We start from the raw sequence: 26,593 nt of genomic DNA, 5'->3' as shown, positions 1-26,593 counted from the left end.
TTTACGAAAGGTAAAAAAAACCTTTGTGGAAACATAGATTTTGCAAAAAGAATAGCCCCAGTTTGCTGGGGCTATTTCACGAATGTAAATAAATGTGTCTGGTGTGCTATTCCACTTTCAGGAATATCTGCGTGTAATAGGGTCTGCCATCTTTGTCCAATTGTACGCTGAGGGTGGTATGGGTAAAATCCCCTTCCATTGCCGCTCTGTGTGAGCTACTGTTGAGCCAGGCTTGCAATATTATTTCCGCTGAGGAATAATACCGGGCCACATTCTCCGAAACACTCACAGCATTGGTTTCTGCCGCTATTTGGGTTGCCCTGTCCTCAAAATTATCATGGCTTAATTTATTATGGGAAATCATGTATTGGTTATGCTCTTCGGCATATTTATAGGAAGACTGACTATCTTGTAGTACAATTTTTCCAATGGAAACCCTATGGTCGTTCACCAAATCCAAAAGCTCCTCCTCCATTGAAACAGGGTCAACGGTAACTTTTTCATTTCCCAACTGGGCTTCGGTATAGTCTTGTTCTTCTTCAATGGTTGTTGTACTGCACATACTAACAACCAACGCTAGGCCAACGGCCAATAATGTGCCAAATAATTTTTTCATCTTTCGGGGTACTTTCAGGGACCGGTTCTAACAATCCCAAGTGTTCTGATGGCTAATCTAGTGGAGGAGTCTACCTTGACCGCATAATGTCCATGGAAGGCAAATTCTTACGTTGAATTGCATGAGTAGGAGGTCAATACATACTTCTTAATACGGTGAGAATACGTTCATCGGAAAAAACGCACACTTTATATGACCTCCATATTTGAGGGCGGAGGATTTTGTTCTTCTTCCTCTTCGAGTGCCAGGGCAAAAACAAACGCCCCAATTTCCCTTAAGGGCTCGTAGAAGACAGACTCCTTTTTGGTCTCTTCGTTGATGAGGTTCAGAGGTGTGGCAAGTCGTTCAAAAAAAATGAGCATGGCACCTAAGATGATGGCCACCTTGAGTGCCCCAAAAATACCGCCTGCAATCTTGTTCAAAAGTCCGAGCATGGCAAAATCGGCAATTTTGGTCAAGAATTTCCCGGCAAAATTCACAAGCAGGATAATACCAAAAAAAGTGATAAGAAAAGCGGTAATTTTAATGTATTGGTCGCTCCAGTTTAATCGTTCCGAGAGATAATCTCCAGTGATATAAGAAAAATGTATGGCGCCGTAAATCCCGGCAATTAGGGCCGCCAAGGAGGCAATTTCCACAAAAAGCCCATTTTTTAGGCCTTTGTACAGTCCCCAGACCAATAGAATTCCCAAAACAATATCTAAAAAGCTCATAAACGGGTTTTAACAAATATAGAATATTGATTTGTACCTTTGGAATTCTTATCAAGAACATGGCTAGGGACGAAAAATTAAAGGAACGGTGGGAACTTTTGGTGGAAAAATTGTCCGCACAGTTTTCCGATGGTGACCCTTTGGAAATGGATGGTATCATTTATTTGGTTGGGGTCCAGGAACTGGGCAATTTTCACAGAAACTTCAAAAAGGATGAAAAAATCAATCTAATGCATATTGCCATTTGCAGGCTGTTGGAACCGTATGGCTATTACAATTTTGATTTTTTTGATGATGAAGGTTGGCCCCATTACAAGATAAAAGAGCAATTGCCTCCCTTAAAAGCGGGCGAGCAAACGGTTTTGATGAAGGAAGCCGTGGTAAATTATTTTCTGGAAAAGGAATACATTAATTAATATGGAGCTACAAAAACCGTATTATGCCGTCATTTTCACCAGTACGCGAACTGATGGCGACAATGGTTACGGCCAAATGGCCGCTGAAATGGAACAATTGGCAAGGCAACAACCGGGCTTTTTGGATTTTGAAAGCGCCAGGGACGGATTGGGGGTCACCATAAGCTACTGGGAGAACTTGGAGGCCATTGCCAACTGGAAAGCCAACATGGACCACAGAGAGGCACAAAAAAATGGCATTAAAAAATGGTATTCGTGGTATAAGGTCCGAATCTGCAAAGTGGAACGCGAATATGAATTCACCAAATAGAAAAGTATGGACGGGAACATTTCTTTTTCAAACCTAAACCGAAAAGAGACCCTTCAAAAGATTGCAAAGGAGAAATTTGACCTTGTGGTCATTGGGGGAGGAATCACCGGAGCAGGCATTGCTCTGGATGCCTCGTCGCGAGGTCTCAAGGTTTTGTTGTTGGAAAAGGGTGATTTTGCTTCGGGCACCAGTAGCAAATCCACCAAACTGATTCATGGTGGGCTCCGATACCTAAAACAGTTCGATTTTTGGTTGGTGAAGGAAGTGGGCTCCGAAAGAGCCATTGTGCACAAATTGGCACCCCATCTGGTCATTCCTGAAAAAATGTTGTTGCCCTTGATTGAAGGTGGTTCCTACGGAAAATGGCTTACCTCCATCGGACTAAAAGTGTACGATATTTTGGCCCAAGTTTCCGGGGATGATAAACGGCAGATGTTGGAGAAAAAGGAAGCTTTGAAATTGGAACCGCTGCTGCCCAAGAAAATATTGAACGGAGCGGGCTATTATGCCGAATACCGAACGGATGATGCCCGACTCACACTTGAAAACATCAAGACAAGCCTTCAGTTTGGAGCACAGGTCCTAAACTATGCCAAAGTCACCGATTTTGTGTATGGGAATGAACGAGTGGCAGGGGTGCGATTTAAGGATGAGGTGTTTGGTGATGAGTTCAACGTTTCTTCAAAATATGTGATCAATGCAGCGGGGTCATGGGTAGACGAGCTTCGATCTATCAATCATTCCAAAAGAGGTAAACGGCTGCACTTGACAAAAGGCGTCCATTTGGTCTTTCCAAAGGAAAAATTGCCCGTGCAACAATCAGTCTATTTTGATATTCCGGATGGTAGGATGATGTTTGCAATTCCCAGGGGTAAGATAACGTATATTGGTACCACGGACACCAACTTCAATTTGGATAAAGACCATGTGACCACTGATATAGCCGATGCCATTTATTTGATATCGGCCGTGAACCATATGTTCCCAGAAATTAATTTGGAATTGGACGACATTATTTCCTCTTGGGCAGGTTTACGTCCCTTGATTCACGAAGAAGGAAAATCGGCCTCAGAACTTTCCAGAAAGGATGAAATCTTTACTTCCGAAACCGGACTGGTAAGCATTGCTGGCGGAAAGTTGACAGGCTATCGAAAAATGGCGGAGCGAACCGTGAACCGAATAGCGCGAAGCATGGAAGAAGACCACGGTCTGGAATTGGAGCCCTGTACTACGGACAAGATACCCTTGTGCGGCAGTGACTTTAAAAAGTTCAAGCACGTAAAAAAATATATTGCCCAACTTTTTGATCGTATAAAGGATAGCGGTTTTATGGAATACGATGCTTGGTATTTGGTGACCACCTATGGCAAACAGACCGAGACTATTTTGGAACATTATTCAGCGATTACAGGTTCCGATGTGCATGAACGGATGATTAGGGCCGAGGCACAATTTGCCATGGCCTACGAGATGGCATTGCATCCGTTGGATTTCTTTATTAGACGCACAGGCCGACTTTATTTTGATATTGATAGCGTCAGGAAGTATAACAAACCCGTTTTTGAGGAGTTCCAAAAAGCGTACAACTATTCAGCGGAAGAAATGAAAGCCTTTTCCAAGGAATTGGATGCACAGCTGAAAGAACATTCCAATTTTTCTTTGGATAGGGGTTAATCCAATTTATCTATCAACTTTTCAAATACCTTTTTTGGATTTTTTTCTTTGTAGAGTATTTGGTACACTGCATTGATGATGGGAGTTTTGGATTTTTTCTCCAATTTGGCCATCAATAAATGGGCACTTTTGGTGGCATAATACCCTTCGGCCACCATGTTCATTTCCATCATGGCGCTTTTTACGGTATAGCCTTTGCCAATCATATTGCCAAACAAGCGGTTTCTACTAAAAGTGGAATAGCCGGTCACCAACAAATCGCCCAAATAGGCCGAAGCGTTGATGTTCCGTTTCATTTTATAGACCTTATCAATAAAACGCTTCATCTCACGTATGGCGTTGCTCATCAACACACTCTGGAAGTTGTCCCCATACCCAAGACCATGGGCAATACCGGCAGCAATGGCATAAATGTTTTTCAGCATGGCGGCATATTCGGTACCAATAATGTCATCCGAAATTTTGGTGCGGATGTAATCACTTTTCAAAGCTTGCGCCACCAATTTGGCATTGCTGGCATCGGCACAGGCAATAGTGAGATAGGATAGGCGCTCCAAAGCAACTTCCTCCGCATGACAGGGCCCGGTAATGACCCCAATATTTTTAAAGGGGATGTTGTAATGGTTATGAAAGTGTTCCCCAACAATAAGCCCAGTTTCGGGGACAATCCCTTTAATGGCCGAAAAAACAATCTTGTTCTCAAGGGAAGCGGTTAAGGTTTTGAGCTCGGCATCCAAAAAAGCGGACGGGATGGCAAAAATCAACACATCTGAAGCCTCCACAATTTCGTTGATGTCATGGCTCAAAATCAAATTTTCCACATCAAACTCCACTGAACTGATGTAGTTGGGATTGTGTCCTTCCTTTAAAATGTGCCGAATGGCAGATTCATTCCGCATGTACCATCCAACGGTATCCATGTTCTCCGACAACATTTTAACCAGAGCCGTTCCCCAGCTTCCTCCACCAAAAACACCAAACCTAAGTTTGTTTTCCATGCACATCATTTTGTCCGCAAAGCTAAAAAATATATCACTCCCTTTGTTAAATACTGATTATCAAAAAGTTATAAATTTTGGCACGGTGCTTGGATTATACAAGGTGAATATTAAAACCTCGATTATGAAAAATGGAAAACTACTTTTTGGAATTTTATTCATAGGCTTTTTGGCGAGTTCATGTTACACCGAGGTTATTGTGGATGACGATTATATAGAAGCGTCTCCCATAAATACCGCTTTGGTTTTGGAATCGTATGATCTTTGGTACATCGATATTAATGCTACCCAAGGAAATGGGGAAGTTCCCTTTTTGCAACGAGCCTTTACCATTTCTTTTGACCGAGGTGTGGTCTATGCCAACAATAACTTGGTAGGTATCGGAAAAACAGGCAACGGCACCGGTATTGATGTGGGGACCTATGGAACCTATAGTGGAACAGTGGAAGTGGACCATGATGTGGATGGACTTTGGCTGTTGGATGTATATACCGTAAACAACAATACCTTGGAGCTGTACGACCCAAACACTGATACTTCGTACTTGCTTAGAGGATACCAAAGAAGCACCTTTGATTATGATTTGGTCTTTTATGACAACATTCACTATTTCTTGCAGGAATATCAAGTTTGGGAGAAAACGTATGTGAGTGAAGAGGGGGCTATAAACGAGTTCGATGAGGAGAATTTCCTGCAGTTTTTTGATGCCAATGGAGGTACATTCAGATCTTCCATTGATCTTTCTGGAACCCCATTGGTAAATCTACAATGGGACTATGAAGGTGATTATGAAGTGTTTGATGTGGCCAATGACGCTACCCTGAAAACTTTAACACTCGATTATGACTACTTGGGCAATGATTATTTTGAAATATACGTTATAAATGACAGTACTATTGAGCTGTACCACGTGTCCAGCGGAACAGTTTACGAGTTCACTGGAATAGGGTTTCAGCAGTACTTGAAATCGGGTGATGGAACCGGCAAAAAGAGGGTGAAGACGAAGAATCCTGTCATGGATGTTGCCCGACAAAGAAAAATGTAAGGAAATAGTAGAGTCTGCGACTATACAAACAAGTTTTTTGGTTGGTTATTTAGTTAAGAACTGCCCCAAACGTTCCAGTTTGGGGCGGTTCTTTTTTAGTGTTTTCTCTTTTTGTAATCTGAAGGGTTCTCTCCACTTATTTTTTTGAAAGTCCGGTTAAAATAGGATAAACTCTCAAAACCACACTCGTAACAGGTTTCCCCAACATTTCTGCCCGTCAATAACAATCGTTTAGCCTGTGTAATGCGATACTGATTTAAAAAATGTGTAAAGGTACTTCCTGTACTTTTCTTGAAATACCTACAAAAAGCTTCCTTCCCCAAGTTGACCGATGCAGCAATGGCATCTAGTGCTATTTTTTTGGAATAATTCTTATCAATATAGGAATATACCTTTTGCAATCGTTCTTGTTGTTTGTTGGCTTTATCATTTATGATGGGGTTTTGGTGCAAAAGGGTAAATTCATCACTTTTTGCCAATAGTTTCAGCAGCTGTAAAATTTTAAGGAATTGCTCAAACCGATTCATAGCTTGCAATTGCTTCATGATGTTGCCCACAGCTTTTTTGGTGTCCCCATAAAAAGCGATTCCATGCTGCGATTTTTCCAACAGTCCATACACATCTTCCAGTTCCTCGATTTCGGTAAAAACCTTTTCCTTAAAAGAGGCACTTATGTGCAAAACCTCTTTATGGTATTCCGTTTTTATCCCATAATCAAAATTCAAATGAGGAATGTTGGAACCGATAAGAACCAAATCACTGCCCTGATAATTGGAGGTGTGCCGCCCTACATGCCGTTTCCCGTTGGCACCCTCAATATAGACCAATTCAAACTCGGGATGAAAATGCCAGAAAAAGAGATCGTTCAACTTGGGATTGTGCAATAAATGGAAAGAACTCTTGTCGCTGGGCTGTATGTTTTCAAGTTGAATTTTCATTCTATTGCCTAATTTATTTTAAAAATAACCAATAAAAATCAATATAATTCAAATATTGGTCAATGTTAGGGTAGAAACCACTTCGCAGTTCCCATAGTTTTGGAGTATCGATTGTGCAACTAAAAAAATAGAAATATGATGCAGCAAAAAGTAGAAATGGCCAATAAGGCCCATGAAACAATTCCCGGAAATCCTTCAACGGCCACCAGTAGCAAAACAAATCTTAATGATAGGTCCAATGGCAAACCACTTCGAATACTGTCTGAAGAGGACTGGGCGTTTTGGATGGAAAACGGGTACATCGTAATCAAAAATGCCGTTCCAAAAGAGCAGGCCAAGGCAACCGCCGATTTTTTATGGGAGTTTGATGAAAAAGACCCGAACAATCCAGAAACTTGGTACGCTCCTCCCCGTGCAGAAATGAAAATGAAAGAACTTACCGGAACTGGAATGGTAGAAGTGTATAACAATCAACATTTATGGAACAACAGACAAACACAAAAAGTATACGACGCATTTGTGGACATTTGGGGGACGGAAAAGCTTTGGGTGACCATAGATCGTGCCAACTTGAATATGCCCCAACGTCCGGGAGAGAACAAAAAAGGGTTCATCCATTGGGACTACGACCCGGAGACCAGACCTCAAAATGTGCAGGGGGTATTGGCCCTTGCCGATCAAACCGATGAGAATATGGGAGGCTTTCAATGCATACCTTGGTTGTACCGAAACTACGATTCATGGAAATTGACCCAACCCGAGGACCGAGACCATTTTCAGCCCGATGTAACAGGATTGGAAGACAAAATTGTGAAAGTGAAACTGGAAGCGGGTGACCTTCTTATTTTTAACAGTACCCAACCGCACGGCATCCGACCCAATAAATCTGGAAATAAAGTGCGAATTGCGCAGTACATTTCTATGATGCCCGCAGAGGAAGACAATGAGGAAATGCGAGAATGGCGCATCAATTCATGGAAAAATAAAATAGCTCCAGAAGGCTATGCCTTTCCCGGTGATCCCAGAAAATGGGAACAGACCAAATACGAAACCGCAAAATTAAGTCCACTTGGCGAAAAGCTATTGGGGCTGACTAACTGGTAGATTGTCAAATCCTTAAAAATTTCCAGTCCATTAGGGTCTTGCATTTAATAATGCTACTTTTGCCCGCTTCAAGAACGAAGCCATGAAAAAGTACCTCAACCTTTTTGATTTTTCACAAAAGGTAAACTATCGCACAGAAATTTTATCGGGCTTAACCGTAGCACTTGCCTTGGTTCCAGAGGCGATAGCCTTTGCGTTTATCGCTGGACTTTCACCCCTAACAGGATTATATGCCGCTTTTGTTATGGGGTTGGTGACTTCAATTTTGGGAGGTAGGCCCGGGATGATTTCTGGCGCCACCGGGGCAGTGGCCGTGGTCATTGTAAGTTTGGCACAGCAGTACGGGGTAGAATACGTTTTTGCCACAGTGATTTTGGCAGGACTTCTACAAATGGCCGCTGGATTGCTTCGTTTGGGAAAATTGATGCGTTTGGTACCCCATCCGGTAATATTTGGATTTGTCAATGGTTTGGCGGTGATCATCTTCATGTCGCAAATGAGTCAGTTCAAAACCGTGGATGGCGAATGGTTGAGCGGAAGTACCCTGTACATTTTCTTGGGATTGGTATTGTTGACCATGGTGGTGATTTGGGGACTTCCCAAATTAACAAAGGTGATTCCTGCCTCTTTGGCCGCCATTCTTTTGGTGTTCGGAATTGTGTTTTTCCTTGGATTGGATACGCGAACCATTGGGGATATTGCTTCCATTCAAGGAACTTTTCCTCCTTTTCATATTCCCGATCTTCCTTTTACTTGGGAAACGTTGCAGATAATTTTCCCATTTGCGGCAATTATGGCGGGTGTTGGTTTGATTGAAAGCTTATTGACCTTAAACATTGTGGATGAAATCACCGAGACTCGTGGTCGTGGAAACAAGGAAGCGGTTGCCCAGGGAACAGCGAATATTCTTTCTGGATTTTTCTCAGGGATGGGCGGTTGTGCCATGATCGGACAGAGTTTGATCAACACCTCCAATGGTGCTCGTGCCCGACTTTCAGGAATTTTTGCTGCGTTAATGCTTTTGGTGTTCATCATGTTCGGTTCCGGCCTGATTGAAAAGGTGCCCATGGCGGCACTTACAGGATTGATGATCATGGTGGCTTTGGGAACCTTCGAGTGGGCCAGCTTAAAAACCTTCCGTCGTATGCCAAAATCCGATGTTTTGGTGATGGTCTTGGTGACCTTGGTAACGGTTTTCCTTCACAATTTGGCCTTGGCCGTTTTGGTCGGTGTCATTATCTCGGCATTAGTGTTTGCGTGGGACAATGCAAAACGCATCCGGGCCAGAAAACAGATTGATGAGGATGGAGTTAAACATTACGAAATATACGGCCCGCTGTTTTTTGGAAGTACCACACTATTTGCAGAAAAATTTGATGTATTGAACGACCCGGATGAAGTAGTAATTGATTTTGCCGAGAGCCGATTGGTGGATATGTCGGCGATTGAAGCGGTGAACAAAATTACCGAACGCTACCGAAAAGTGGGCAAAAAAGTACACTTGAAGCATTTGAGCCGCGACTGTAGACGATTATTGGCGAATGCCGATGATATTATTGAGGTAAACGTTTTGGAAGATCCTACTTACAAGGTTGTAGTGGATAAGTAAATAAGTTTACTCCCTTGTCTTGCCCAACAGCACATTTACGTTGGGGTTTTGTGGGTTTCCACTGGTCCTGCGCATTAGAACAACCTGCCCGGTGTGATAAATAGCATCCGAAATCATACCATTGATCAAATTCCAAAACGGAAGCACCGTCTGTTGGTCGCCACGCTGAAAAATAATATTGAATTCTTTTAAATCATCGGAAGATTTTCCCAGCAAACTATCACTTGCCGTCTTCAAATTCCCCAAGGTCATTTGGCGGAGCTCTTCATACGAGAATGCGGTTAAATCCCTTCTTGTGTTGGGCGTACCCGTGGTGGCATTGACAATATTGATGGTTAAGCCATAAATATGTTGCAAGGTTTCCATGGTACTCCTTCCTTCTTTTGAAGGTTTATAATCCAAATCGTTTTGGGTCAACCCTTCCGATGCCCAATAATAACGATACCCCAATCCATCGATCATACGGGCTGCCATATTACCTGCGGTGTAGGTTTCGGGATAATCTGGAATTTGATGATAGGGCAATTCCATGTTCTGTGCTTGTAATTCCACAACTAAGGTAAATAAGAAAGTAAAACCGATAAGTTTTATGTAGAAAAGGTTTTTCATAATAGGGTTTTAGTCCACGATTGATTTTTTGGCAAGGGTAAGGCCAATTTCATTAACTTCCTTGAGTGCCGCAGAACCGTACCATTCTTTCAATTCCATCACCAAGCTTCCGGCTTGTATGGCAGGGTCGGTTTCCGTGAGCATTTTAGCTTCCTCAACGGAGGCCACATCAAAAATATAAATTCCTCGCAGGTCATCGTTGCCAAAAAATGGGCCAGCGAGCACCAATTTTCCTTCTTGCGCCATTTTGCCAATGTTCTGCATATGGGCAGCCTGCAATTCTGCTGCCTCTTCTTTGGAAAGGTCACGGTTTGGCCCTCTTTTTAGAAAAGCAAAGACGTACTTTTTCATGCCATAATCGTCCGCACCATATTTTTTGGCTTTTTCTGCATTGTATCCTATTTCTTTGGATGTAGTGTTTTCAGTTTCAGATTGTGCACGGGTCAAAAAACAACTGAGCAAAAAGAAAAGGAAAATAAGTCTTGGGTTCATATCGATTGTTTTAAGTGGCCTATCCATCAAAATTAACTATTTGAAAATCAAAACAGAACCGTTTTTTTGCCAAAAAACAGGGGTGAAAATGCAGTTTCCTCAATCAAAACATCCCTTATAAAAAACATTTAACGGATGCACCTCTACATTGAACAGTTTATTTTGAAGCGCTATATCCTCAAACAAGATTTTTTTGGCGGACTCCAAATCCATGGCCTCAAGGACGATCATGCCGGTATCGCTGTACCGAGCACCCATGACTATGGTATTTTCTTTTCTCAATTTGGACAAAAAAGCGGAATGTTCCTTAAAATAGGGTTGATCATTGGGTGTTTTGTCCATATCCCAAAGGGATCCTACCGTGTACAATGCCACAAAATGAGACTTTTCTTTTTCACTTTCCTGACCGTTCATAAAAAACGGCAAAAGGAGCAACAAAAAAACATATTTCATACTATCGGAAATTACAGTTCGGAGTCACAATCGGTTTTACGCAATGGCATCGAAGAACTAAAACTCAACGCACTTTTGTCCTTAAAAGCTGTTCCAGTTTCATCCAATTCGCCGTAGCCTTCAATCAGTTGGTCATCTTTTACCAAAAAAGCTACTTCGCGAGTGCTTTCCATCCCTTCGGAAGCAAATGTGTAACTGCCAATGAGCATACTGTCATGTAGCGTTCCGGCAAAGGTTCCGGTGCTGGCATCTTTTTCTTTTAGGGCATAATCCAGGTTTCCATGTACGGTGTTGGATATATCGGTTAGCTCCAAACTGATTTTGTTGCCATTCCCCTCATACATATAACAGCCTATTTCCAAAATTGGGGACTGGGTTTCCATTTTTTCCTCAGACATTTCTGTTGATGTATCCGATCTAGAACCATTGGATTCTTTTTCTTCTTTGGTTTTGCAGCTGGCAATCAACACAAATAAGAAGAAGGTAAACGCTATCTTTTTCATATCAATCTATTTTTTTAAAAACAAGCAGATTTTCCTGATTGCCATTGGAAAGGTACAGTCTGTTGTTTGAGATGGAATATGTTGTGCTGGCTTGAAGGTGCTGTAAAAACTCCGACTCTTTGTCCATACCGGGACAGGCCATTTTGGTTCCGGCCACCTGGGTGAATCGCAGTACATCCTTTTCGTAGAAAAGGCCTCCGGTCATTCGGTTGCACCCCGAAAAACCTGAAAAGCGATTGTTGTTGATATTGATTTCCATATTGGGCAAATCCTTGCCGCCGAATTCTTCTTTACTGACCATGGCACCGTTCATTTCTTCCAACACCCAGATATCGTGAAGCCTGTAATCGGTTATGTAAGATCCACAGCCTTCGTATACTACGGTTTCATCTCCACCGGTATTTTTATAAGAAACGGTTACCGTGTAAGGGGATACCTCACCAGACATGGCATTGGTACATTCTTTATGGGCTATGATAACATCCATTTGAGTGGCCTCAGTCTGGATTCGGAACATTTTTATGTTGGAGTCTTGTGCTTTAATGGCTTCCGAAGGAGGAGTGGTTATGGTGTCCTCCATGGTCTGAAGCTGCACCATGTTGTCATAGATTTTGAGTCCCCAAAAAGGTTCGGTTCCAGTGGCCTTAAAGTAACTGCCGTCAATTTTCATGGCAATTGGCTCCATTTCCCGCTTTTTCTCTTCTGTTTGAAGGGTATCTGGCGTAATTTCTTCTGTAGCTTCGGGCTCGGCTGTTTCTTCCTTCTTTTTTTCAATGCAACCGAAAAACAGCAATACGGCGCAACTTAACAGGAGTATATTTTTCATTGTTCCACTTTTTTAAAGCGCATCATGGGAACTTCGCCAGCCATAAGATTGAGTTCACCATCTTGAATGATGTACCCATCAATCTTTTGCATCATATTTAGGAATTGTCTTTCCCCTCCTCCACAAAACATCATGGTGGTAGGGCCGGGTTCTCCAAACGAGATGGAATTCTCATCCAATTCAAAGTCGGCGGAATAGCCATTGCAGCTATCAGTGCCAGTAACTTGGTGGGTTTCTTTGTTGAAAGTGATCTGTGGTTTTTTCTCAGGGAAAAGTCCATCGAAAGCAATGCGTGGACCAGACATGTATTCCAATTCCCAGGTGGTGTTGAAAACTGCTTCAGAGTTGTCCAGCTTTGGATTGCATGAACAAACCAAAATCAGGATGCTTACAAGAAGGATGATTGAAGGCTTCATTTGTGCAGAAAATTTTAGTTAATGGTACAGAAAAGTACTAAAAAATTACGATGTAATCCTCAATCAATCAGGTTAATAAATGGATAAGAAAGCCAATTATTCCAATCTTTTGCTCCAGACTTCATAAATGGGTTGGCCTTTGCTGCTCAATCCGGAATGATGCCAGTCGTTATCCACAAGCTCATAATTAAATTGCAAACTTGCCCCGACCCGTGTGTCATCTCGGGAAAAGAAATCGATATTTTCTGTGTATTTGCCATTTATGGTGGTGTAGGTTCCTCCGCCGGTACCCATAAATTGCTTTGTCTCGATGTTGTAAGCAATCCATTGAAAGCGGGTCCCGGATAAAATTTTCATGGTTTTTCGAGGTCCCGAGGTATCACGCATCACAATTTCACCATCACGCTTCCTGCCTGATATTAACCATGCTCCTGCCAAATCGCCTGGGGAGCCATCATCCAAACGGGACCAAACTTTATCATCTACATGTAGCTTGTCTCCAGTAAAGGTGTAAGGAAGACTATCTGAGGTGCCTACCAAATCAGGATCAATAGAGGTAAATTCCAGGGTATAGGTAAGTAATCCATTTTCAGCGGATAAGGCACCGCCCTTGGTGCCTATAAACTTACCGTTTTCTTTTTCAAAAATGGCCAGCGAAAAGTAACCGCCAGATACTATGGTCACATATTGGACAGAAACACCTTTGTTGTTGGTGACGGTTGACTGCCATGCTCCGTTAAGGTCTTGCCCCTTGGAAAAGGATATGGTAAGAACAAAAACGATCAGTGTTAGGACATTTTTTTTCATGATCAATACATTTTATTGGAGTGTGCAGCTGTTTTTGGTATTTGTTGAATGGCATCCCAGTGTTCACAGATTTTTCCATTGTCATCAAAGCGGAAAAAATCCATAGTTACGTATTCATCGTTTTCTGGCCAAGTTTGGTGTGTATGAAGGGCAACTAAATCGCCTTCGGCGATGCAACGTACAAAAGCAATGGATTTGTGGGGATATTCTCGTTGCATTTTCTCAAAATAAGAAATAAAACCTTCCTTTCCATCCGCGACATCTGGGTTGTGTTGGATATAGACATCCCCGACAAATTTTTCAACAGCTTCCCGGGGATTCCCTTCAAAGGCCATTTTATAGAAGGCTATTGCATTGTTTTTGTTTGCCGCTAAATCCATATTCGTAAAAATAAAAATGCTGTTGCTTTTAAGTAAAACAACAGCATTTCAAAGATGTATGTTTGGTAATTATAGTGTTCTTAAGTACTCGGCCACATCCCTTGCTTCCTCTTCGGTAAGGTTTTGGTTGAGCATGATCGCATTATTGTATTCTTTCAACAACGCCTTTGCAATGGGATCCTCTTTGAGCATACCATCGGGGTTCAAGATCATGTTCATGACCCATTCTGGACTTCTACGCTCATAGACTCCTTGCATTGCAGGACCAATCAAACGTTTGTCCACCATGTGGCAGGCAACGCAAATAGATTCGAACTTAGCCTTGCCTCGAGCGGCCATTTCTTCATCAATTTCAGCGGCGAAAGCCACATTTTCAATGGGGCCGACCCCTTTGTTGTCCAAATCCACAGGCACACCTTCGCTGGTTTGGGTCTTTGTCTCTTCAGTTTTTGTGCGGCTTACTTCAAAACCATCATCTTTCTTCTCTTCTTTTTTTCCGCCACAGCTGGCCACAAGGGCTCCCAATGCCACGAAAAGGAGTATTTTTTTCATCTTGATCAATTCTGTTGTAGTTTGTGTTAAATGCAGCTACTAATATAGGTAATTGAGGACTAATTTTATAGTAGTTTTTGTATTAGATGTTACGGTCTCCCTTTCGGAGAGATTCAACTTACAGATCATCAAAGAATTCCAAAGCTCTTTTCTCTGTATAGGTTATATTCTTCTTGCCCCAAAAACCAACATGTCCACCATATTTAGGGGTCTCCATATATAGATTTGGATTTTGTTCCACTTCGGCAAAAGGATAACATTCCGTACCCAAAAAAGAATCATCGAGTGCATTTACAATAAGGCTCGGCACTTTAATGTTCGGTAAAAATTGCAGGGAACTACATTGTTTGTAATAATCCAGGGCATCCTTGAAATTATGGGCCCTACTGGTGTATATATCGTCAAAATCCTTAAGGGTCTTGATTTTTTTGATGTCAGAATCTGTGATATACTCTGGAAACAAGACTTGTTTTTGTTTGAGCTTGCCAATCAAATTTCCCTTGAAACGGATGGCATACAATATGTTTTTAAAGGTTAGAAGTTGTTGGCACGAACTGTGCAAATTGCAGGGTACGGAAACAGCAACGGCTCCTTTTATTTCCTTCGGAAGAGCTTCTTCTTCACCTAGATATTTCAAGACTAGATTTCCGCCTAGACTAAAGCCCTTAATAAAGATCTCCGAATAGTCCTTTGTTTTTAAGATGTGGTCGATTACTTCCTTGAGGTCCTCCGTAACACCGGAATGGTACGAACGGTAGCGTTTATTGGTCTCGCCACTACACCCCCGATAATTTACAGCACAGGCATCGTAACCCTTTTGGTTGAAAAGTTTGGCACTTCCTGTGATGTAGGGTCGTTGCCCATCACCTTCCAAACCGTGGAGCAAAATGACCAATTTTTGAGTTGGGATAACGGATTCACTCCAATCCAAATCCAAAAAATCAGCATCTGACAACGTTAAACGTTCCCGCTTTTGGACAACCCCTTCGACCTTTCTAAATAGACCACAGTAAATGGTGGCCAAATGTGCATTTTTAAAAAATAGTGGTGGGGCGTAATGGGATGAAATAAGAGGCATTAATACAATATGTTATGCTGGGGTTGTACTTTTTCGGGCAGATTGGTTTCATCCAACATATCCCGAAGATCTATCTCTATAGTACGGCACAAAGCGGTCATGGGTACATCATTGATGCGCCCTTCGAAAGGGTCTTCACTATTGCTTCCAATTTTTTCCATGGTGGTAAAAATCCATGAAATCAAAACAGAAAAGAAAACCATTAGCCCAAGGTACCACCAGTTGTGCATTTCATTAAGGTTTTGAAGTTGAGTCTCAAACACATTGAGCAGCCCAAATGGGAGCAAAAGAATAAAAATCCACGTAAAAACAGTACTGAAATAAGCATATTGTCTCGGAAAGGGAGTGTTTTTTATCCGTTCGCACATACCTTGAAGATTATACATTTCCTCTAAATTATTGTGCAAGACCTGTTTGTCGAATTCTGTTATTTTTCCAGCTTTCAATAATTGCTTAAGCTGTAGACCTTGATTTTTAATGAGGTGGGTGGCCACATTTTTTCTGTTCTCCAGATTGGCTATTTCTTCTTGGGATAGCAGCAAATCCATTCCATCACAAGCAGGATTTCGTTCTCCATGTTTATCAAACAAACGCTCCACGGCGCGGTTTTCCTTTATGGAAAAACTGTTGGGCTGGCGCAGTTGAATTCGAAGTGCATTGATCCAAGCAATATGCCGGTAAATCAATGTAATTTGGGCATTACGGTCGTTCTCCACAAAACTTAGCACGTTATTGGCCCAAGTACGTGAGTAATTGACGATACCGCCCCATATTTTTCGACCTTCCCAAAAACGGTCATAGCTTTGACTGTTCTTGAAGCCAATATAGAAAGCCACGGCAATACCTATTACCGAAAGGGGCTGGAAAGGAATATCGATATGTGTCCAACCCAAAGTAGCATAGAGATAAAAAATGATGCCGGCATAAAGCACGAAAAAAATAAGATTTTTCCAGGCGTAGCGTAGAATAATGTGCCAGCTGATATTTCTTTTGATGTACATGGCAGTGTTTGTTGATTATACCTTGACAAAATACAAAAGAAAAGTTACCGCGATCAATCCTTTGGGAAGGTCTCCAAAAGTTTGGACTGCTCTTCAATGGCAGTCTTGAATTCAGTTTTAAGCTCAGCAACCAATTTTGAAACGGGCAGTACGTTATCAATGGAGGTCACCCCTTGCCCTGCAGACCAGATGGTTTTCCAAGCCTTGGCTTCGGTATCGAGTTCCTTTCCAAAATCGATTTTCCGATCTTTTTTCAAATCCTCTTCTGAAATTCCGGCAGCCTTTAAGCTGGCAGCCAAAAAGTTGGCATGTACTCCGGAAATAGCAGCGGTGTAGACCACATCGCTGGCACCGGCCTCAATGATCATTTTTCGATACTCGTCCGTGGCTTTGCTCTCTTCGGTATTTATAAAACGGGTGCCCATATAGGCCAAATCCGCACCCATTTGCATTGCCGATGCAATATCCCTTCCATTACTGATGCATCCCGAAAGAATTATCGTTTTGTCGAAAAACTTTTTCACTTCGGTCACCAAACTCATGGGATTGATGTTTCCCGCATGGCCACCTGCCCCAGCTGAAACCAGAATTAAACCATCCACTCCTGCTTCAGCGGCTTTTTCCGCATGGCGTTTTTTAATAATGTCATGAAAAACAACCCCGCCATACCTATGAATCGCATCCACCACCATGCTCACCGCTCCAAGCGAAGTGATCACCAAGGGAACCTTATGCTTTATACAGAGCTTTACATCGGCCTCCAGCCTTGGGTTTGTAGGGTGTACAATTAGATTTACCCCAAAAGGAGCGGCCTTTTTACCGGTTTCTCGCTCGAATTGCTGTAGTTCTGTCTTTATTTGGATGAGCCATTCCTCAAACCCCTCACTGGTACGTTGGTTAAGGGCGGGAAAAGTTCCAACAATACCATTTTTACAACATTCCACCACCAATTTTGGACCGGATATGAGGAACATGGGGGCGGCTATAACGGGTAATGATAGGTCTTTGATGAATTCGGCTTTTTGGTTCATGGACTTTGTGTTAAACTATGTCTAAAAATAGAATTAATAATAGGACTTCATTGGAATCAGTTTATAAAACTATGGTATTTTTGCCATCTATTATGCATGCATAACAAATAACCACTATGTTTTTTAAGGAATTTGAGATTCGATGGAGCGATTTGGATGCCAATCGCCATTTGGCCAACTCGGCCTATATCAACTTTATGAGCCATACCCGAATGGCATATTTGGGGCAATTGGGATTTAACCAAAAGAGTATGGCCGAACACAATATTGGTCCTGTAGTTTTTTATGAACACATGTATTATTTTAAGGAAGTGTTTGCTGGAAAGCCCGTGAAGGTTTCCTTGGGATTTAAGGGAATGAGCGAAGATGGGATGTTCTTTGAATTTGTGCACGATTTTTATGATAGCAAAGGCAAAAATTTTGCCCGTTGCCAAATGATGGGCGCTTGGATTGATTTAAAAGAACGAAAATTGATTGGGTTGCCCGAAGAATTCCTAGCAGCTTTTGGGCGCATGGAAAAGGCTGAGGATTTTAAGGTTTTGACCAAGGCAGATACCCGTAAGTTTGTGCAAATTCCGAAGGATCTCTAAGATTTTGTCCTATTTGGAATACCCAAACCAACTTGACGACCTTTTAATTAATTTTCCGGAAATAATTTCATCCAGCCAACGCTCGTACCAATCCAAAAAGTTGTTGCCTGGCGCAAACTTTGGTTTACTTTCAGCGGCCATTTCTAGATTTACAACTTTGCCTTTGTGCGGGCCATTGAGAAGAAGTCCATGAACATAGGTACACCCTTGTGACCCCAAAGGCAAGATTCCTCCGAAGATTTTGGCAAACTCTTCATAATAGACTTTGTCAGAAAGACCATCTTCATCCAAGATTTTGGTCAGATTTTTCCATTGTGCATCTGTCATATTGGGGTAAAGCCGACAGTCATTTTTAAGGAATATTTTTGGGTCTCCGTAGACCAATGCATCCAAGTGATCTCCAAGCGTGTAGATTCCGTAGTAGGGGCCTGCCCCGGAATTTTGGTATGATGTCCCCCCATTTCCAATATGGAGTACAAAAGCACGGTAGCACTCAGGGAGGGAAATTCTGTAAGTTGATTCAAAGGCTTTGATTTGGGAAATGGGAGCCGGAGGGTGTATTTGGTACTTGTGTGCACTTGCTCCAAAGACCAAGCAATCTTTATCAATCTGTTTAGCCCCCATCAGCTTTTTTTTGATTCTACCAATTTGATGGAAATTAGGAGTATTGGTCATAAGGTATCCTTGTTCTCTTTATTGCCCAGCTTTCCCCACATAGCTTTTTTACCGCCAATTACGTAAACGAAGCGAACTAATATGCATAATATAAAAACAGCAAATGCAACATCTACCATAGACATTGTGGGCTTGTTTAAACGCAGGAGAAAACCTAGCGAACCCTCAAGTTGAAAGGGTGTGTCAATTTGCTTTATACCCCAAGAAGCTGGAAGAAAATCATTTGCCAAATCTGGGAGCAAATGAAAACCAAGGTATAGTAATCCTAATTCCAACAGTGGATTTATTTCAAAAGCTTTCATCAGTTTTTTTTCAAACCAAAGAAGGGCAAGGAATAGGAGAAATCCAATGGCAATTCCACAAAGTAGCAATAGATTCATACTGTTGTTGTTCGGCACTATGGTGGCCAATTACAGATGCAATCTATGGTCCAAACACGAAAACTCTGTGGATGGATTGATAAATGCCCAAAACAAGTTGACGAATAACGGACTAAGGGAAAATTACTGGATCAAGTTTTTGGCTTGGGTCGTTTTCCGGCCAGGTATACCCCCAACAATACCAGTAATGTGGCCAAAATTTTGACCAAAGTTAAGTGATCCTTACCCGAAAATAAGGCGAAAAGAATACCAATAAGCGGCTGCACATAGATAAAAGCTCCCACTGTGGATGCCTTGAGTTCTCTAAGGGCGAACACATTGAACAGATAGGTCATAAAGGTTGTGCCGATAACCACAAAAGCCACGGAACCATACACCCAAAGGGGCATAGTTGCCCATTGTATTTCCAAAAACTCTGGCAAGGTTATGGGGAAATTTATAATAAAGGCAAGGCCAAACAACCATTTCATCAGATTGAAAGGATGGTACTTTTCCAACAGCTTTTTTACCAAGATTAGATAAGAGCCATAGCAGGTGGCATTAAGAATGAACAGAAAATTACCCAAGGGAATGTTGGGGGCATCTTGCCGTATTTCGGCGCCAAAAAGGATAAGCCCCAAAGCTCCAACAAATCCTAAGAAGATGCCGAGACCCTTATTTAAGGTAATGCGTTCGCTAAGAAATAAAGCGGATAGAATTACCACAATAATTGGGGTAATGGTCACCAAAACTGCACTGTTGATGGGCGTGGAAAGCTGAAGGCCTTTAAAGAAGGCCAACATATTTATGACCATACCCAGAAAAGAACAGGCCAGTATCCGTCCCCAATCCTTTTTCTCAATTTTCTCTTTGGGTCCAAAAAAGGAAATCAAGGTAAATAAGATGGTGGCCCCACCCACCCGCAACATAATAAATGCAAAAGGCCCCACATAATCAGGCATGGCGCCTTTGGCAATAGTATGGTTAAGACCATAGATAATAGTGGCCCCAATGGCGGCTAAAATGGCGAGTGTTCTTTTGCTCATGGGTGCAAGGCCTCTTTAGCGGCCTGGACCACTTTTTTGGAGTTACCGATAAAAATCTGTCCATCCACCAAGGCAACGGGTCGTTTTAAAAAGGTGTAATGATCAAGAATGAGATTCTTATAATCGTTTTCGGAAAGTTGTTTTTCGTGCAATCCTTTTTGACGGTACAGCATGGCCCTTTTGCTGAACAAAGGCTCGTACCCTCCGGCAAGGGAGGCCATTTCTTCCAATTGCCTGGTAGTTATGGATTCGGTCTTGATTTCTTGTAGTTGAACATCGTCCAGAGGTTCCAATTCTTTTAAAATGCGTTGGCAGGTAGAGCAGCTGCCCAAGTGGTAAATCTTTTTCATAATCACGTTCTAAGGCACAAAGGAAGTCAAAAATGAATCAATTCATGTTATGAAAGTGCAAATTCAACTGCCTTTTGGGCATGGATTTTTGTAGTGTCAAAGGTGTGGATTGAAGCTTCTTCTGCTGGAATGAGCAACGGAAGTTCCGTACAACCTAATATGGCTCCTTCAGCACCCTGCAACTCCATTCTTCTAATAATTTCCAAACAGATTGCTTTAGATTCTTTTGTAAAAATTCCTTTAACCAACTGATTGTAAATAATGGAGTGAAGATTTTCTCTGTCTTTTTCATCTGGAACGATGACCTCCAGACCAAAATCCTCAGTCAGAATTTTGGTGTAAAAATCATTTTCCATAGTGAACTTGGTCCCCAGAAGGGCCACTTTTCCCATTCTTTTTTCTTTGATTGCTTGTCCAGTGGCATGGGCAATGTGCAGAAAAGGAATGTGTAGGGCATCCGTAATGAAGTTGCTCACTAGGTGGATGGTATTGGTACATAGGAGAACGACATCAGAACCCGCAACTTCCAATTTTTTGGCCTGCAGGGCCATAAGGTTCCCAATCTGGTCCCAATCGTCCGAGAAGGAAAGACGTTCAATTTCATCAAAATCAACTGAGGTGAGAATAGTTTTTGCAGAGTGTGAGCCTCCCAATTGATCCCGCACCATTTCATTGAGGTGCTGATAATAAACTTTTGAGGACTCCCAACTCATACCACCGATCATTCCAATTGTTTTCATCTTTTGCCTGTTTGGATTTTACTTAATTTTTGACATTTCTTCAGCTCCCTCTATGGAAATCGAAGCTAAAAAATGAGACACTTTCTGGGCCATGACTCTAAGTGGATTTAGGGCTGTTTGTCTTTGAGGTGTGCAGATTGTACAGTTTTCCATAATATTTATATTTCGCTAAATATCAATATGTTCATCAAAAAAATTACAGTTCATTACGTATGGCCTCCATGTAGGCGGTAATGACTTTCTCATTTCTTTTATAATAGGTCCATTTGCCATGTCGGGTTGGGATGACCAATTTGGCATTTTGCATGGAATTTAAATAGGTTGAGATAGTGGATTGCGATAGGCCGGCCTTATCTTGAATGTAACCTACACAAACACCATCATTGAAATGATCAATATCCTGATGGGGCGGAAAATTTAATTCCGGGTTTTTTAACCATTTCAAAATATTAACCCTAGTTTTATTGGATAAAACCTTATTGATTTCTACAATATTCATATTACAAATATAATTTAAATATTTACATATCTAAAAAAATAGATATGTTTTAACATAATGATGGCTTTTTGCACCTAAAAATGGAAAAGATATTTGACATTCTCCTTAAAAACAGGAAAATACTGCACGATACTTTGCAGCATACCCCAAAAGAAGAGCTGTATAGAATTCCAGAAGGATTCAGCAATAATATTTGGTGGAACATTGCCCACGTGGTGGTTACCCCCCAGCTATTGGTGTACGGTTTAAGTGGGCTGGACTATACCATTGAGGAAGAATTGATCAATAAGTACCGAAAGGGAACCTTCCCTGATGGGGAACCTTCAGATCAAGAAGTGGAAAAGATTTCTGCCTATCTGTTCAGCACGGTTAAGCATATTCAGTTGGATTACCAACATGGCAGATTAAATGTCAAGAACTACAAAGAACTCACCACCTCGGTCAATGTAACCCTTATCAGTGCCAAAGATGCCATTGCTTTTAGCACTTACCATGAGGGAATCCATCTAGGTGCCATACGCGGCTTGCAGAAAGCGCTGGAAAAAAACCGTTAGGCATTCGCATTTATTTTAAGAGAGCCCTTCCCTTGATGAGGGAATTATAAGTCTGTTTTCCTCCATTTTGTATCTTTAGCGTTATAAATGGCAATTGCGCAGTACCCCAAAATTACAGATACGAAGTAATGTCTGGTCCAAATCTTAACCATAATGAGAAAAACCTACTTTACCTACTGGGTATACTGCGCCCTAGTGTTGGTTACCGTTCAGCAAATCCATTCCCAAAGAAGTAATTATTCCGTTGGAGTGGTGCCCACCTACAAGACTGATGGGTATGGTATGCAGTTCAATTTAAACCATTATCACAGCACAACAGATTATCTCCAAGCCTCTTTGGCAGCTACTTTTTCCAAAGAGCAACCCAATTCCGGTGTTGAATTTCCCTACCACGACTACCTATTCAATCTTGGGTATTTTACCACAATTTTGACTGCTCCAAAACGGGGATTCTTCATTTTTTTTGGTGGAGGGCCTTCGGTTGGGTACAAGTACATCAACAATGGTGAAACGGAATTTCCGTTTGATGCATCAACAGCTGAGAGCAGTTTTATCTTTGGAGGTTTTGCCTCTTTTGAAATGGATTTCTTTCTTTCGGATGCTTTTTCATTATTTGTCCCAACAAGTGGTTTTTACCATTTTAACAGTGACCTTAATGACACCATGCTACTGTTGGGAGTTGGTATTCGGTATTATTTGAAGTGAAGTTTTTTGTGGAATTATTCAAGACTTCACCTTGCGCTTTAAAAAAAGATTTACTTCGGAATAGGGCAGGGTCAAGATGATGGGCCCATCGGCATAAGAAGCCACCTCATATTGGTTGTAGATTAATTGTACCCCATCTTGGGTATAACCCACATTGTTGGGTAAATGAAACGAGTCACCCTCGAACATAAAACCTGTGGCGTTGATGTTGCTATCTTGGGGAATTTTCTCCTGAACCCTAAACTTGGTCTCCGCAAATTTTTCAAAACCTTCAGGATCATCAAAAAGCTGCCAGTTTTCCAGTTCAGTGCCTTTTGCCTTATCAAAATTGAGATAGCTCGTGGAGCCATATCCGTGTGCCCCTCCGGTAAAGGTATAGGAGTTCACCACAATGGTCACCATATTGGCATCCTCATAAATGATTTCGCCATTTATTTTGGCCTCCCAGCCTATTTCATCGGGGAATTTGGTCTTTAATTCTTTATAACTTTCGGTAAACGATGCCATGGCCTGATCCACATTCTCAATGTCTTCATTTTCACTGAAAGATAAAAGCGCGATCACCTCTTCCCGCAAACTGCGGTTAATGGCAGTGGCCACGCCCGACTCATCCAAGGCATGTGGAATGTTTATTGTAATTTCAGGACAATTCTTGCAGGACTCCCCCTGTAATTTCAGTGGTTCAAACGTAAGTTTGTGTTCGGTTTCGCAACCAATAGGAATCCAGAGGATTAAAAGTAGGCGGAAATACTTTTTCATAAGTGAGGTTTTTGGGTTTCCAAAAATAAGACTTCATTGAAAACTCCGAAAGATAGCAATACATTTGTAGGAAGATCATAAGAAAATGAGCAAAAAAAAGTTACGATTTAACAGCAAGACCATTCATGGGGGGCAACATCCAGACAAAGCTTATGGAGCCGTAATGCCACCCATTTACCAAACCTCAACCTATGCCCAGACCACCCCGGGCGGACATAAGGGATTTGAATACTCTAGAAGTGCCAACCCCACCCGGACCGCTTTGGAGAATGCTTTGGCCAGCATTGAAAATGGAACTTATGGATTGGCCTTTGCCAGTGGTTTATCGGCCATTGATGCCGTTATAAAATTGTTGCAACCTGGTGATGAGGTAGTTTCCACCAACGATTTGTACGGGGGGAGCTATCGGCTTTTCAAACAGATATTTGAAAAATTTGGCATAAAATTCCATTTTATAGGGATGCAAGATGTAGCTTCCATTGAAGCGAACATCAACATAAAAACCAAATTGATATGGGTAGAGACACCAACCAATCCAATGATGAACGTTATAGATATTGAGGCGGTTTCTGCTCTGGCCAAAAAACACAACTTATTGTTGGCCGTAGACAATACTTTTGCCACCCCCTATTTACAAAGACCATTGGATTTGGGAGCGGATATTGTGATGCACTCAGCCACCAAATATTTGGGCGGTCACAGTGATCTTGTGGTAGGAGCTTTGGTGGTGAAGGATAAGGAACTGGCGGACAAGCTCTATTTCATTCAAAATGCCAGTGGTGCGGTGTGTGGTCCCATGGACAGTTTTTTAACGCTTCGCGGCATAAAAACCCTCCACGTTCGTATGCAACGCCATTGTGAAAACGGGAAAGCCATAGCTCACTATTTAGCCAACCACCCCAAAATTGAAAAAGTGTACTGGCCCGGATTTGAGTCGCACCCCAATCATGACATTGCCAAAAGCCAAATGAGCGGTTTTGGTGGAATGATATCTTTTGTGCCCAAAGGGAGCAGCTATGAAGAAGCCATAAAAATTGTGGAAAAACTGGAGGTTTTCACTTTGGCTGAGTCGCTGGGAGGCGTGGAGAGTTTGGCGGGCCATCCGGCAAGCATGACCCATGCCAGTATTCCTAAAGAAGAACGAGAAAAAAGTGGCGTGGTGGATGCTTTGATTCGTTTAAGCGTAGGTATTGAGGACGCAGACGATTTAATTGCGGATTTGAAACAGGCCATAGGGTAGTGGATTGAAAAATTTTTAAAAAAAGCCACTTCAAATTATGTAAATAATATAATTTTGCCATCAAATTATAAATTCAATAAAACTGCCGCTTATTAAAGTTGCAGCAACAACAAAATAGCAATCCGTTATATGGAACAGAAAATTAAAGCATTTATGGATGAGGTCATTGCTAGAAACGGCCATGAACCAGAATTCATCCAAGCGGTTCAAGAGGTAGCAGAAACCGTAATTCCTTACATCGCACAAAACGACATTTATTACGGAAAAAATATCCTTTTGCGCATGGTGGAGCCGGAACGATTGATTTCGTTCCGAGTGGCATGGATTGATGATGATGGTGAAATCCATGTTAATCGTGGTTATCGCGTTCAAATGAACTCGGCCATTGGACCTTACAAAGGAGGACTTCGTTTTCATCCCACAGTGAACGCCAGTGTATTGAAATTCTTGGCCTTTGAACAAGTTTTTAAAAATAGCTTGACCACCCTGCCCATGGGTGGTGGTAAAGGAGGTTCCGATTTTGACCCAAAGGGTAAATCGGATGACGAAATCATGCGTTTTTGCCATGCTTTTATGACCGAACTGTGCAGGCATATTGGCCCAAACACCGATATTCCAGCCGGGGATATTGGCGTAGGCGCCCGTGAAATTGGTTTCCTCTTTGGGATGTACAAAAAAATACGCAACGAGTTCACTGGAGTGTTGACCGGGAAAGGACTTTCATGGGGCGGTTCCTTGATTCGCCCTGAAGCCACAGGATATGGAACCGTTTACTTTGCCGATAGCATGCTGAAGACCAAAAACGAAACCTGTAAAGACAAAAAAGTGGTCATTTCAGGTTCGGGTAACGTGGCGCAATATGCCGCAGAAAAGGTATTGCATTTGGGAGGGAAGGTATTGACGCTTTCCGATTCCGGAGGATTCATTTATGACAAAGACGGTATTGATGAAGGAAAACTCGCCTTTGTTATGGATTTGAAGAACAACAAGAGAGGCAGAATTTCGGAGTATGTGGATAAATATCCATCAGCCGAATTCCATAAGGGAGAAACCCCTTGGAAAGTGGCTTGTGATATTGCATTGCCCTGTGCCACCCAAAACGAATTGAATGGTGATGATGCCGCAACATTGATCAAAAACGGATGTATTGCCGTGGCCGAAGGAGCAAATATGCCTTCAACCCCGGAAGCCATTCATGCATTCCATGATGCCAAAATTTTATTCGCTCCTGGGAAAGCCTCAAATGCAGGAGGTGTGGCCACTTCAGGATTGGAAATGTCGCAAAACTCATTGCGTATCAGCTGGACCCGAAAAGAAGTTGATGAGCGGCTTAAAGGTATTATGGCCGATATTCACGATTCCTGTATTGAATATGGGAAAGAGGAGGACGGCTACTGCAACTATGTAAAAGGAGCCAATATTGCTGGCTTTGTAAAGGTGGCGGATGCCATGTTGGCCCAAGGTGTGATTTAATTCCTATAATCAACCAGAGTTTTTGGTTGGCA

At 42.0% G+C, this 26,593-nt stretch carries 34 protein-coding genes; 11 read left to right on the top strand and 23 right to left on the bottom strand.

The features are described from left to right. Positions 1–106: 106 nt before the first annotated feature. Together FG28_RS05440 and FG28_RS05435 are read right to left on the bottom strand one after the other, a co-directional pair. Positions 107–616 (bottom strand): CAP domain-containing protein, encoded by a 510-nt coding sequence (locus tag FG28_RS05440; RefSeq protein WP_156102210.1) that lies wholly within the window; start codon positions 614–616, stop codon positions 107–109. 188 nt (positions 617–804) lie between these two features. After that, positions 805–1,329 carry a CvpA family protein gene (locus FG28_RS05435; protein WP_036380583.1) on the bottom strand — a complete coding sequence of 175 codons (525 nt, stop codon included), beginning with the start codon at positions 1,327–1,329 and terminating at the stop codon, positions 805–807. A gap of 59 nt (positions 1,330–1,388) precedes the next feature. Here FG28_RS05435 and FG28_RS05430 point away from each other — a divergent pair, with 59 nt between their 5' ends. The 3 genes from FG28_RS05430 to FG28_RS05420 are packed head-to-tail and all read left to right on the top strand — an operon-like array spanning position 1,389 to position 3,729. After that, positions 1,389–1,745, top strand: coding sequence for a hypothetical protein (locus FG28_RS05430; RefSeq protein WP_036380582.1), 357 nt, complete (start codon positions 1,389–1,391; stop codon positions 1,743–1,745). Between the two features lies 1 nt (position 1,746). After that, the gene (locus FG28_RS05425) at positions 1,747–2,055 is read left to right on the top strand and encodes an antibiotic biosynthesis monooxygenase (RefSeq protein WP_036380581.1); all 309 of its coding nucleotides are present in this window, start codon (positions 1,747–1,749) and stop codon (positions 2,053–2,055) included. A 6-nt stretch (positions 2,056–2,061) separates the two neighbouring features. Continuing rightward, the gene (locus tag FG28_RS05420) at positions 2,062–3,729 is read left to right on the top strand and encodes a glycerol-3-phosphate dehydrogenase/oxidase (protein ID WP_036380580.1); all 1,668 of its coding nucleotides are present in this window, start codon (positions 2,062–2,064) and stop codon (positions 3,727–3,729) included. Here FG28_RS05420 and FG28_RS05415 read toward each other — a convergent pair. Further along, positions 3,726–4,727 (bottom strand): NAD(P)H-dependent glycerol-3-phosphate dehydrogenase, encoded by a 1,002-nt coding sequence (locus FG28_RS05415; protein ID WP_036380579.1) that lies wholly within the window; start codon positions 4,725–4,727, stop codon positions 3,726–3,728. The two genes, FG28_RS05420 and FG28_RS05415, sit on opposite strands and share 4 nt — an antisense overlap. A gap of 124 nt (positions 4,728–4,851) precedes the next feature. Here FG28_RS05415 and FG28_RS05410 point away from each other — a divergent pair, with 124 nt between their 5' ends. Next, the gene (locus FG28_RS05410; RefSeq protein ID WP_036386197.1) at positions 4,852–5,772 is read left to right on the top strand and encodes a hypothetical protein; all 921 of its coding nucleotides are present in this window, start codon (positions 4,852–4,854) and stop codon (positions 5,770–5,772) included. Positions 5,773–5,867: 95 nt separating this feature from the next. Here the strand turns inward: FG28_RS05410 and FG28_RS05405 are convergent, their stop codons facing one another. Beyond that, positions 5,868–6,710, bottom strand: a complete 843-nt coding sequence (locus FG28_RS05405; RefSeq protein ID WP_036380578.1) for an AraC family transcriptional regulator — start codon at positions 6,708–6,710, stop codon at positions 5,868–5,870. A 138-nt stretch (positions 6,711–6,848) separates the two neighbouring features. Here FG28_RS05405 and FG28_RS05400 point away from each other — a divergent pair, with 138 nt between their 5' ends. Both FG28_RS05400 and FG28_RS05395 read left to right on the top strand, forming a co-directional pair. Beyond that, positions 6,849–7,814, top strand: coding sequence for a phytanoyl-CoA dioxygenase family protein (locus FG28_RS05400; RefSeq protein WP_036386196.1), 966 nt, complete (start codon positions 6,849–6,851; stop codon positions 7,812–7,814). An 82-nt stretch (positions 7,815–7,896) separates the two neighbouring features. Then, a complete protein-coding gene (locus FG28_RS05395) occupies positions 7,897–9,423 on the top strand; it encodes a SulP family inorganic anion transporter (RefSeq protein ID WP_036380576.1) in 1,527 nt (508 codons plus the stop codon). Between the two features lie 6 nt (positions 9,424–9,429). On the opposite strand, the gene FG28_RS05390 is transcribed toward FG28_RS05395, so the two are convergent. The 12 genes from FG28_RS05390 to FG28_RS05335 form a co-directional block, all read right to left on the bottom strand. Further along, entirely contained in the window at positions 9,430–10,032 is a 603-nt protein-coding gene (locus FG28_RS05390) for a DinB family protein (RefSeq protein ID WP_156102209.1), read from the bottom strand. Positions 10,033–10,041: 9 nt separating this feature from the next. Then, a complete protein-coding gene (locus FG28_RS05385) occupies positions 10,042–10,524 on the bottom strand; it encodes a YciI family protein (RefSeq protein ID WP_036380574.1) in 483 nt (160 codons plus the stop codon). A 99-nt stretch (positions 10,525–10,623) separates the two neighbouring features. Then, positions 10,624–10,977 (bottom strand): YciI family protein, encoded by a 354-nt coding sequence (locus tag FG28_RS05380; RefSeq protein WP_036380572.1) that lies wholly within the window; start codon positions 10,975–10,977, stop codon positions 10,624–10,626. A gap of 11 nt (positions 10,978–10,988) precedes the next feature. Next, on the bottom strand, positions 10,989–11,480 hold the full coding sequence (locus FG28_RS05375) for a hypothetical protein (RefSeq protein WP_051947189.1): 492 nt from the start codon (positions 11,478–11,480) through the stop codon (positions 10,989–10,991). Position 11,481: 1 nt separating this feature from the next. Beyond that, positions 11,482–12,306 (bottom strand): META domain-containing protein, encoded by an 825-nt coding sequence (locus FG28_RS05370; protein WP_051947188.1) that lies wholly within the window; start codon positions 12,304–12,306, stop codon positions 11,482–11,484. After that, positions 12,303–12,722 (bottom strand): META domain-containing protein, encoded by a 420-nt coding sequence (locus tag FG28_RS05365; protein WP_036380570.1) that lies wholly within the window; start codon positions 12,720–12,722, stop codon positions 12,303–12,305. Before FG28_RS05365 ends, FG28_RS05370 begins: the two co-directional genes overlap by 4 nt. A gap of 96 nt (positions 12,723–12,818) precedes the next feature. Next, entirely contained in the window at positions 12,819–13,529 is a 711-nt protein-coding gene (locus FG28_RS05360) for a hypothetical protein (RefSeq protein WP_036380568.1), read from the bottom strand. Positions 13,530–13,531: 2 nt separating this feature from the next. Further along, positions 13,532–13,909: an ester cyclase gene (locus FG28_RS05355; RefSeq protein WP_036380566.1), complete on the bottom strand. Its 378-nt coding sequence runs from the start codon at positions 13,907–13,909 to the stop codon at positions 13,532–13,534. 69 nt (positions 13,910–13,978) lie between these two features. Continuing rightward, positions 13,979–14,461, bottom strand: a complete 483-nt coding sequence (locus FG28_RS05350) for a cytochrome c (protein ID WP_036380564.1) — start codon at positions 14,459–14,461, stop codon at positions 13,979–13,981. 118 nt (positions 14,462–14,579) lie between these two features. Beyond that, the gene (locus FG28_RS05345) at positions 14,580–15,539 is read right to left on the bottom strand and encodes a YheT family hydrolase (protein ID WP_036380563.1); all 960 of its coding nucleotides are present in this window, start codon (positions 15,537–15,539) and stop codon (positions 14,580–14,582) included. Then, the gene (locus FG28_RS05340) at positions 15,539–16,540 is read right to left on the bottom strand and encodes a bestrophin family protein (protein WP_036380561.1); all 1,002 of its coding nucleotides are present in this window, start codon (positions 16,538–16,540) and stop codon (positions 15,539–15,541) included. Before FG28_RS05340 ends, FG28_RS05345 begins: the two co-directional genes overlap by 1 nt. Before the next feature lie 53 nt (positions 16,541–16,593). Then, positions 16,594–17,571, bottom strand: coding sequence for a nitronate monooxygenase family protein (locus tag FG28_RS05335; protein ID WP_036380559.1), 978 nt, complete (start codon positions 17,569–17,571; stop codon positions 16,594–16,596). A gap of 116 nt (positions 17,572–17,687) precedes the next feature. Here FG28_RS05335 and FG28_RS05330 point away from each other — a divergent pair, with 116 nt between their 5' ends. Next, positions 17,688–18,161, top strand: coding sequence for a thioesterase family protein (locus tag FG28_RS05330; RefSeq protein WP_036380557.1), 474 nt, complete (start codon positions 17,688–17,690; stop codon positions 18,159–18,161). A 9-nt stretch (positions 18,162–18,170) separates the two neighbouring features. On the opposite strand, the gene FG28_RS05325 is transcribed toward FG28_RS05330, so the two are convergent. The 6 genes from FG28_RS05325 to FG28_RS05300 form a co-directional block, all read right to left on the bottom strand. Continuing rightward, positions 18,171–18,785: an SMI1/KNR4 family protein gene (locus FG28_RS05325; RefSeq protein ID WP_051947187.1), complete on the bottom strand. Its 615-nt coding sequence runs from the start codon at positions 18,783–18,785 to the stop codon at positions 18,171–18,173. A 47-nt stretch (positions 18,786–18,832) separates the two neighbouring features. Continuing rightward, complete coding sequence (locus FG28_RS05320) at positions 18,833–19,216, bottom strand: hypothetical protein (protein ID WP_036380555.1); 384 nt, start codon at positions 19,214–19,216, stop codon at positions 18,833–18,835. Positions 19,217–19,347: 131 nt separating this feature from the next. Continuing rightward, positions 19,348–20,241 (bottom strand): DMT family transporter, encoded by an 894-nt coding sequence (locus FG28_RS05315; RefSeq protein WP_036380553.1) that lies wholly within the window; start codon positions 20,239–20,241, stop codon positions 19,348–19,350. After that, positions 20,238–20,591 (bottom strand): arsenate reductase family protein, encoded by a 354-nt coding sequence (locus tag FG28_RS05310; protein WP_036380551.1) that lies wholly within the window; start codon positions 20,589–20,591, stop codon positions 20,238–20,240. The genes FG28_RS05315 and FG28_RS05310 overlap by 4 nt, the downstream gene beginning before the upstream one ends. A gap of 47 nt (positions 20,592–20,638) precedes the next feature. After that, positions 20,639–21,331 carry an aspartate/glutamate racemase family protein gene (locus FG28_RS05305; RefSeq protein ID WP_036380549.1) on the bottom strand — a complete coding sequence of 231 codons (693 nt, stop codon included), beginning with the start codon at positions 21,329–21,331 and terminating at the stop codon, positions 20,639–20,641. A 196-nt stretch (positions 21,332–21,527) separates the two neighbouring features. Further along, positions 21,528–21,776, bottom strand: a complete 249-nt coding sequence (locus FG28_RS05300; protein ID WP_394297325.1) for an ArsR/SmtB family transcription factor — start codon at positions 21,774–21,776, stop codon at positions 21,528–21,530. Positions 21,777–21,910: 134 nt separating this feature from the next. On the opposite strand from FG28_RS05300, the gene FG28_RS05295 reads away from it, so the two are divergent. Continuing rightward, entirely contained in the window at positions 21,911–22,384 is a 474-nt protein-coding gene (locus FG28_RS05295; protein WP_036380546.1) for a DinB family protein, read from the top strand. A 153-nt stretch (positions 22,385–22,537) separates the two neighbouring features. After that, positions 22,538–23,089 (top strand): conjugal transfer protein TraO, encoded by a 552-nt coding sequence (locus FG28_RS05290; RefSeq protein ID WP_036380544.1) that lies wholly within the window; start codon positions 22,538–22,540, stop codon positions 23,087–23,089. Between the two features lie 18 nt (positions 23,090–23,107). Here the strand turns inward: FG28_RS05290 and FG28_RS05285 are convergent, their stop codons facing one another. Continuing rightward, on the bottom strand, positions 23,108–23,848 hold the full coding sequence (locus tag FG28_RS05285; RefSeq protein ID WP_036380541.1) for a DUF3298 and DUF4163 domain-containing protein: 741 nt from the start codon (positions 23,846–23,848) through the stop codon (positions 23,108–23,110). An 85-nt stretch (positions 23,849–23,933) separates the two neighbouring features. On the opposite strand from FG28_RS05285, the gene FG28_RS05280 reads away from it, so the two are divergent. Together FG28_RS05280 and gdhA are read left to right on the top strand one after the other, a co-directional pair. Continuing rightward, positions 23,934–25,088 (top strand): cystathionine gamma-synthase, encoded by a 1,155-nt coding sequence (locus tag FG28_RS05280; RefSeq protein ID WP_036380539.1) that lies wholly within the window; start codon positions 23,934–23,936, stop codon positions 25,086–25,088. A 129-nt stretch (positions 25,089–25,217) separates the two neighbouring features. After that, positions 25,218–26,561, top strand: a complete 1,344-nt coding sequence (gene gdhA, locus FG28_RS05275) for an NADP-specific glutamate dehydrogenase (protein WP_036380537.1) — start codon at positions 25,218–25,220, stop codon at positions 26,559–26,561. The last annotated feature ends 32 nt before the right edge of the window (positions 26,562–26,593 follow it).

The organism is Muricauda sp. MAR_2010_75 (assembly GCF_000745185.1).
In the GTDB taxonomy this organism is placed as follows: Bacteria; Bacteroidota; Bacteroidia; order Flavobacteriales; family Flavobacteriaceae; genus Flagellimonas.
This window is presented reverse-complemented; position numbering and strand designations above follow the sequence as displayed.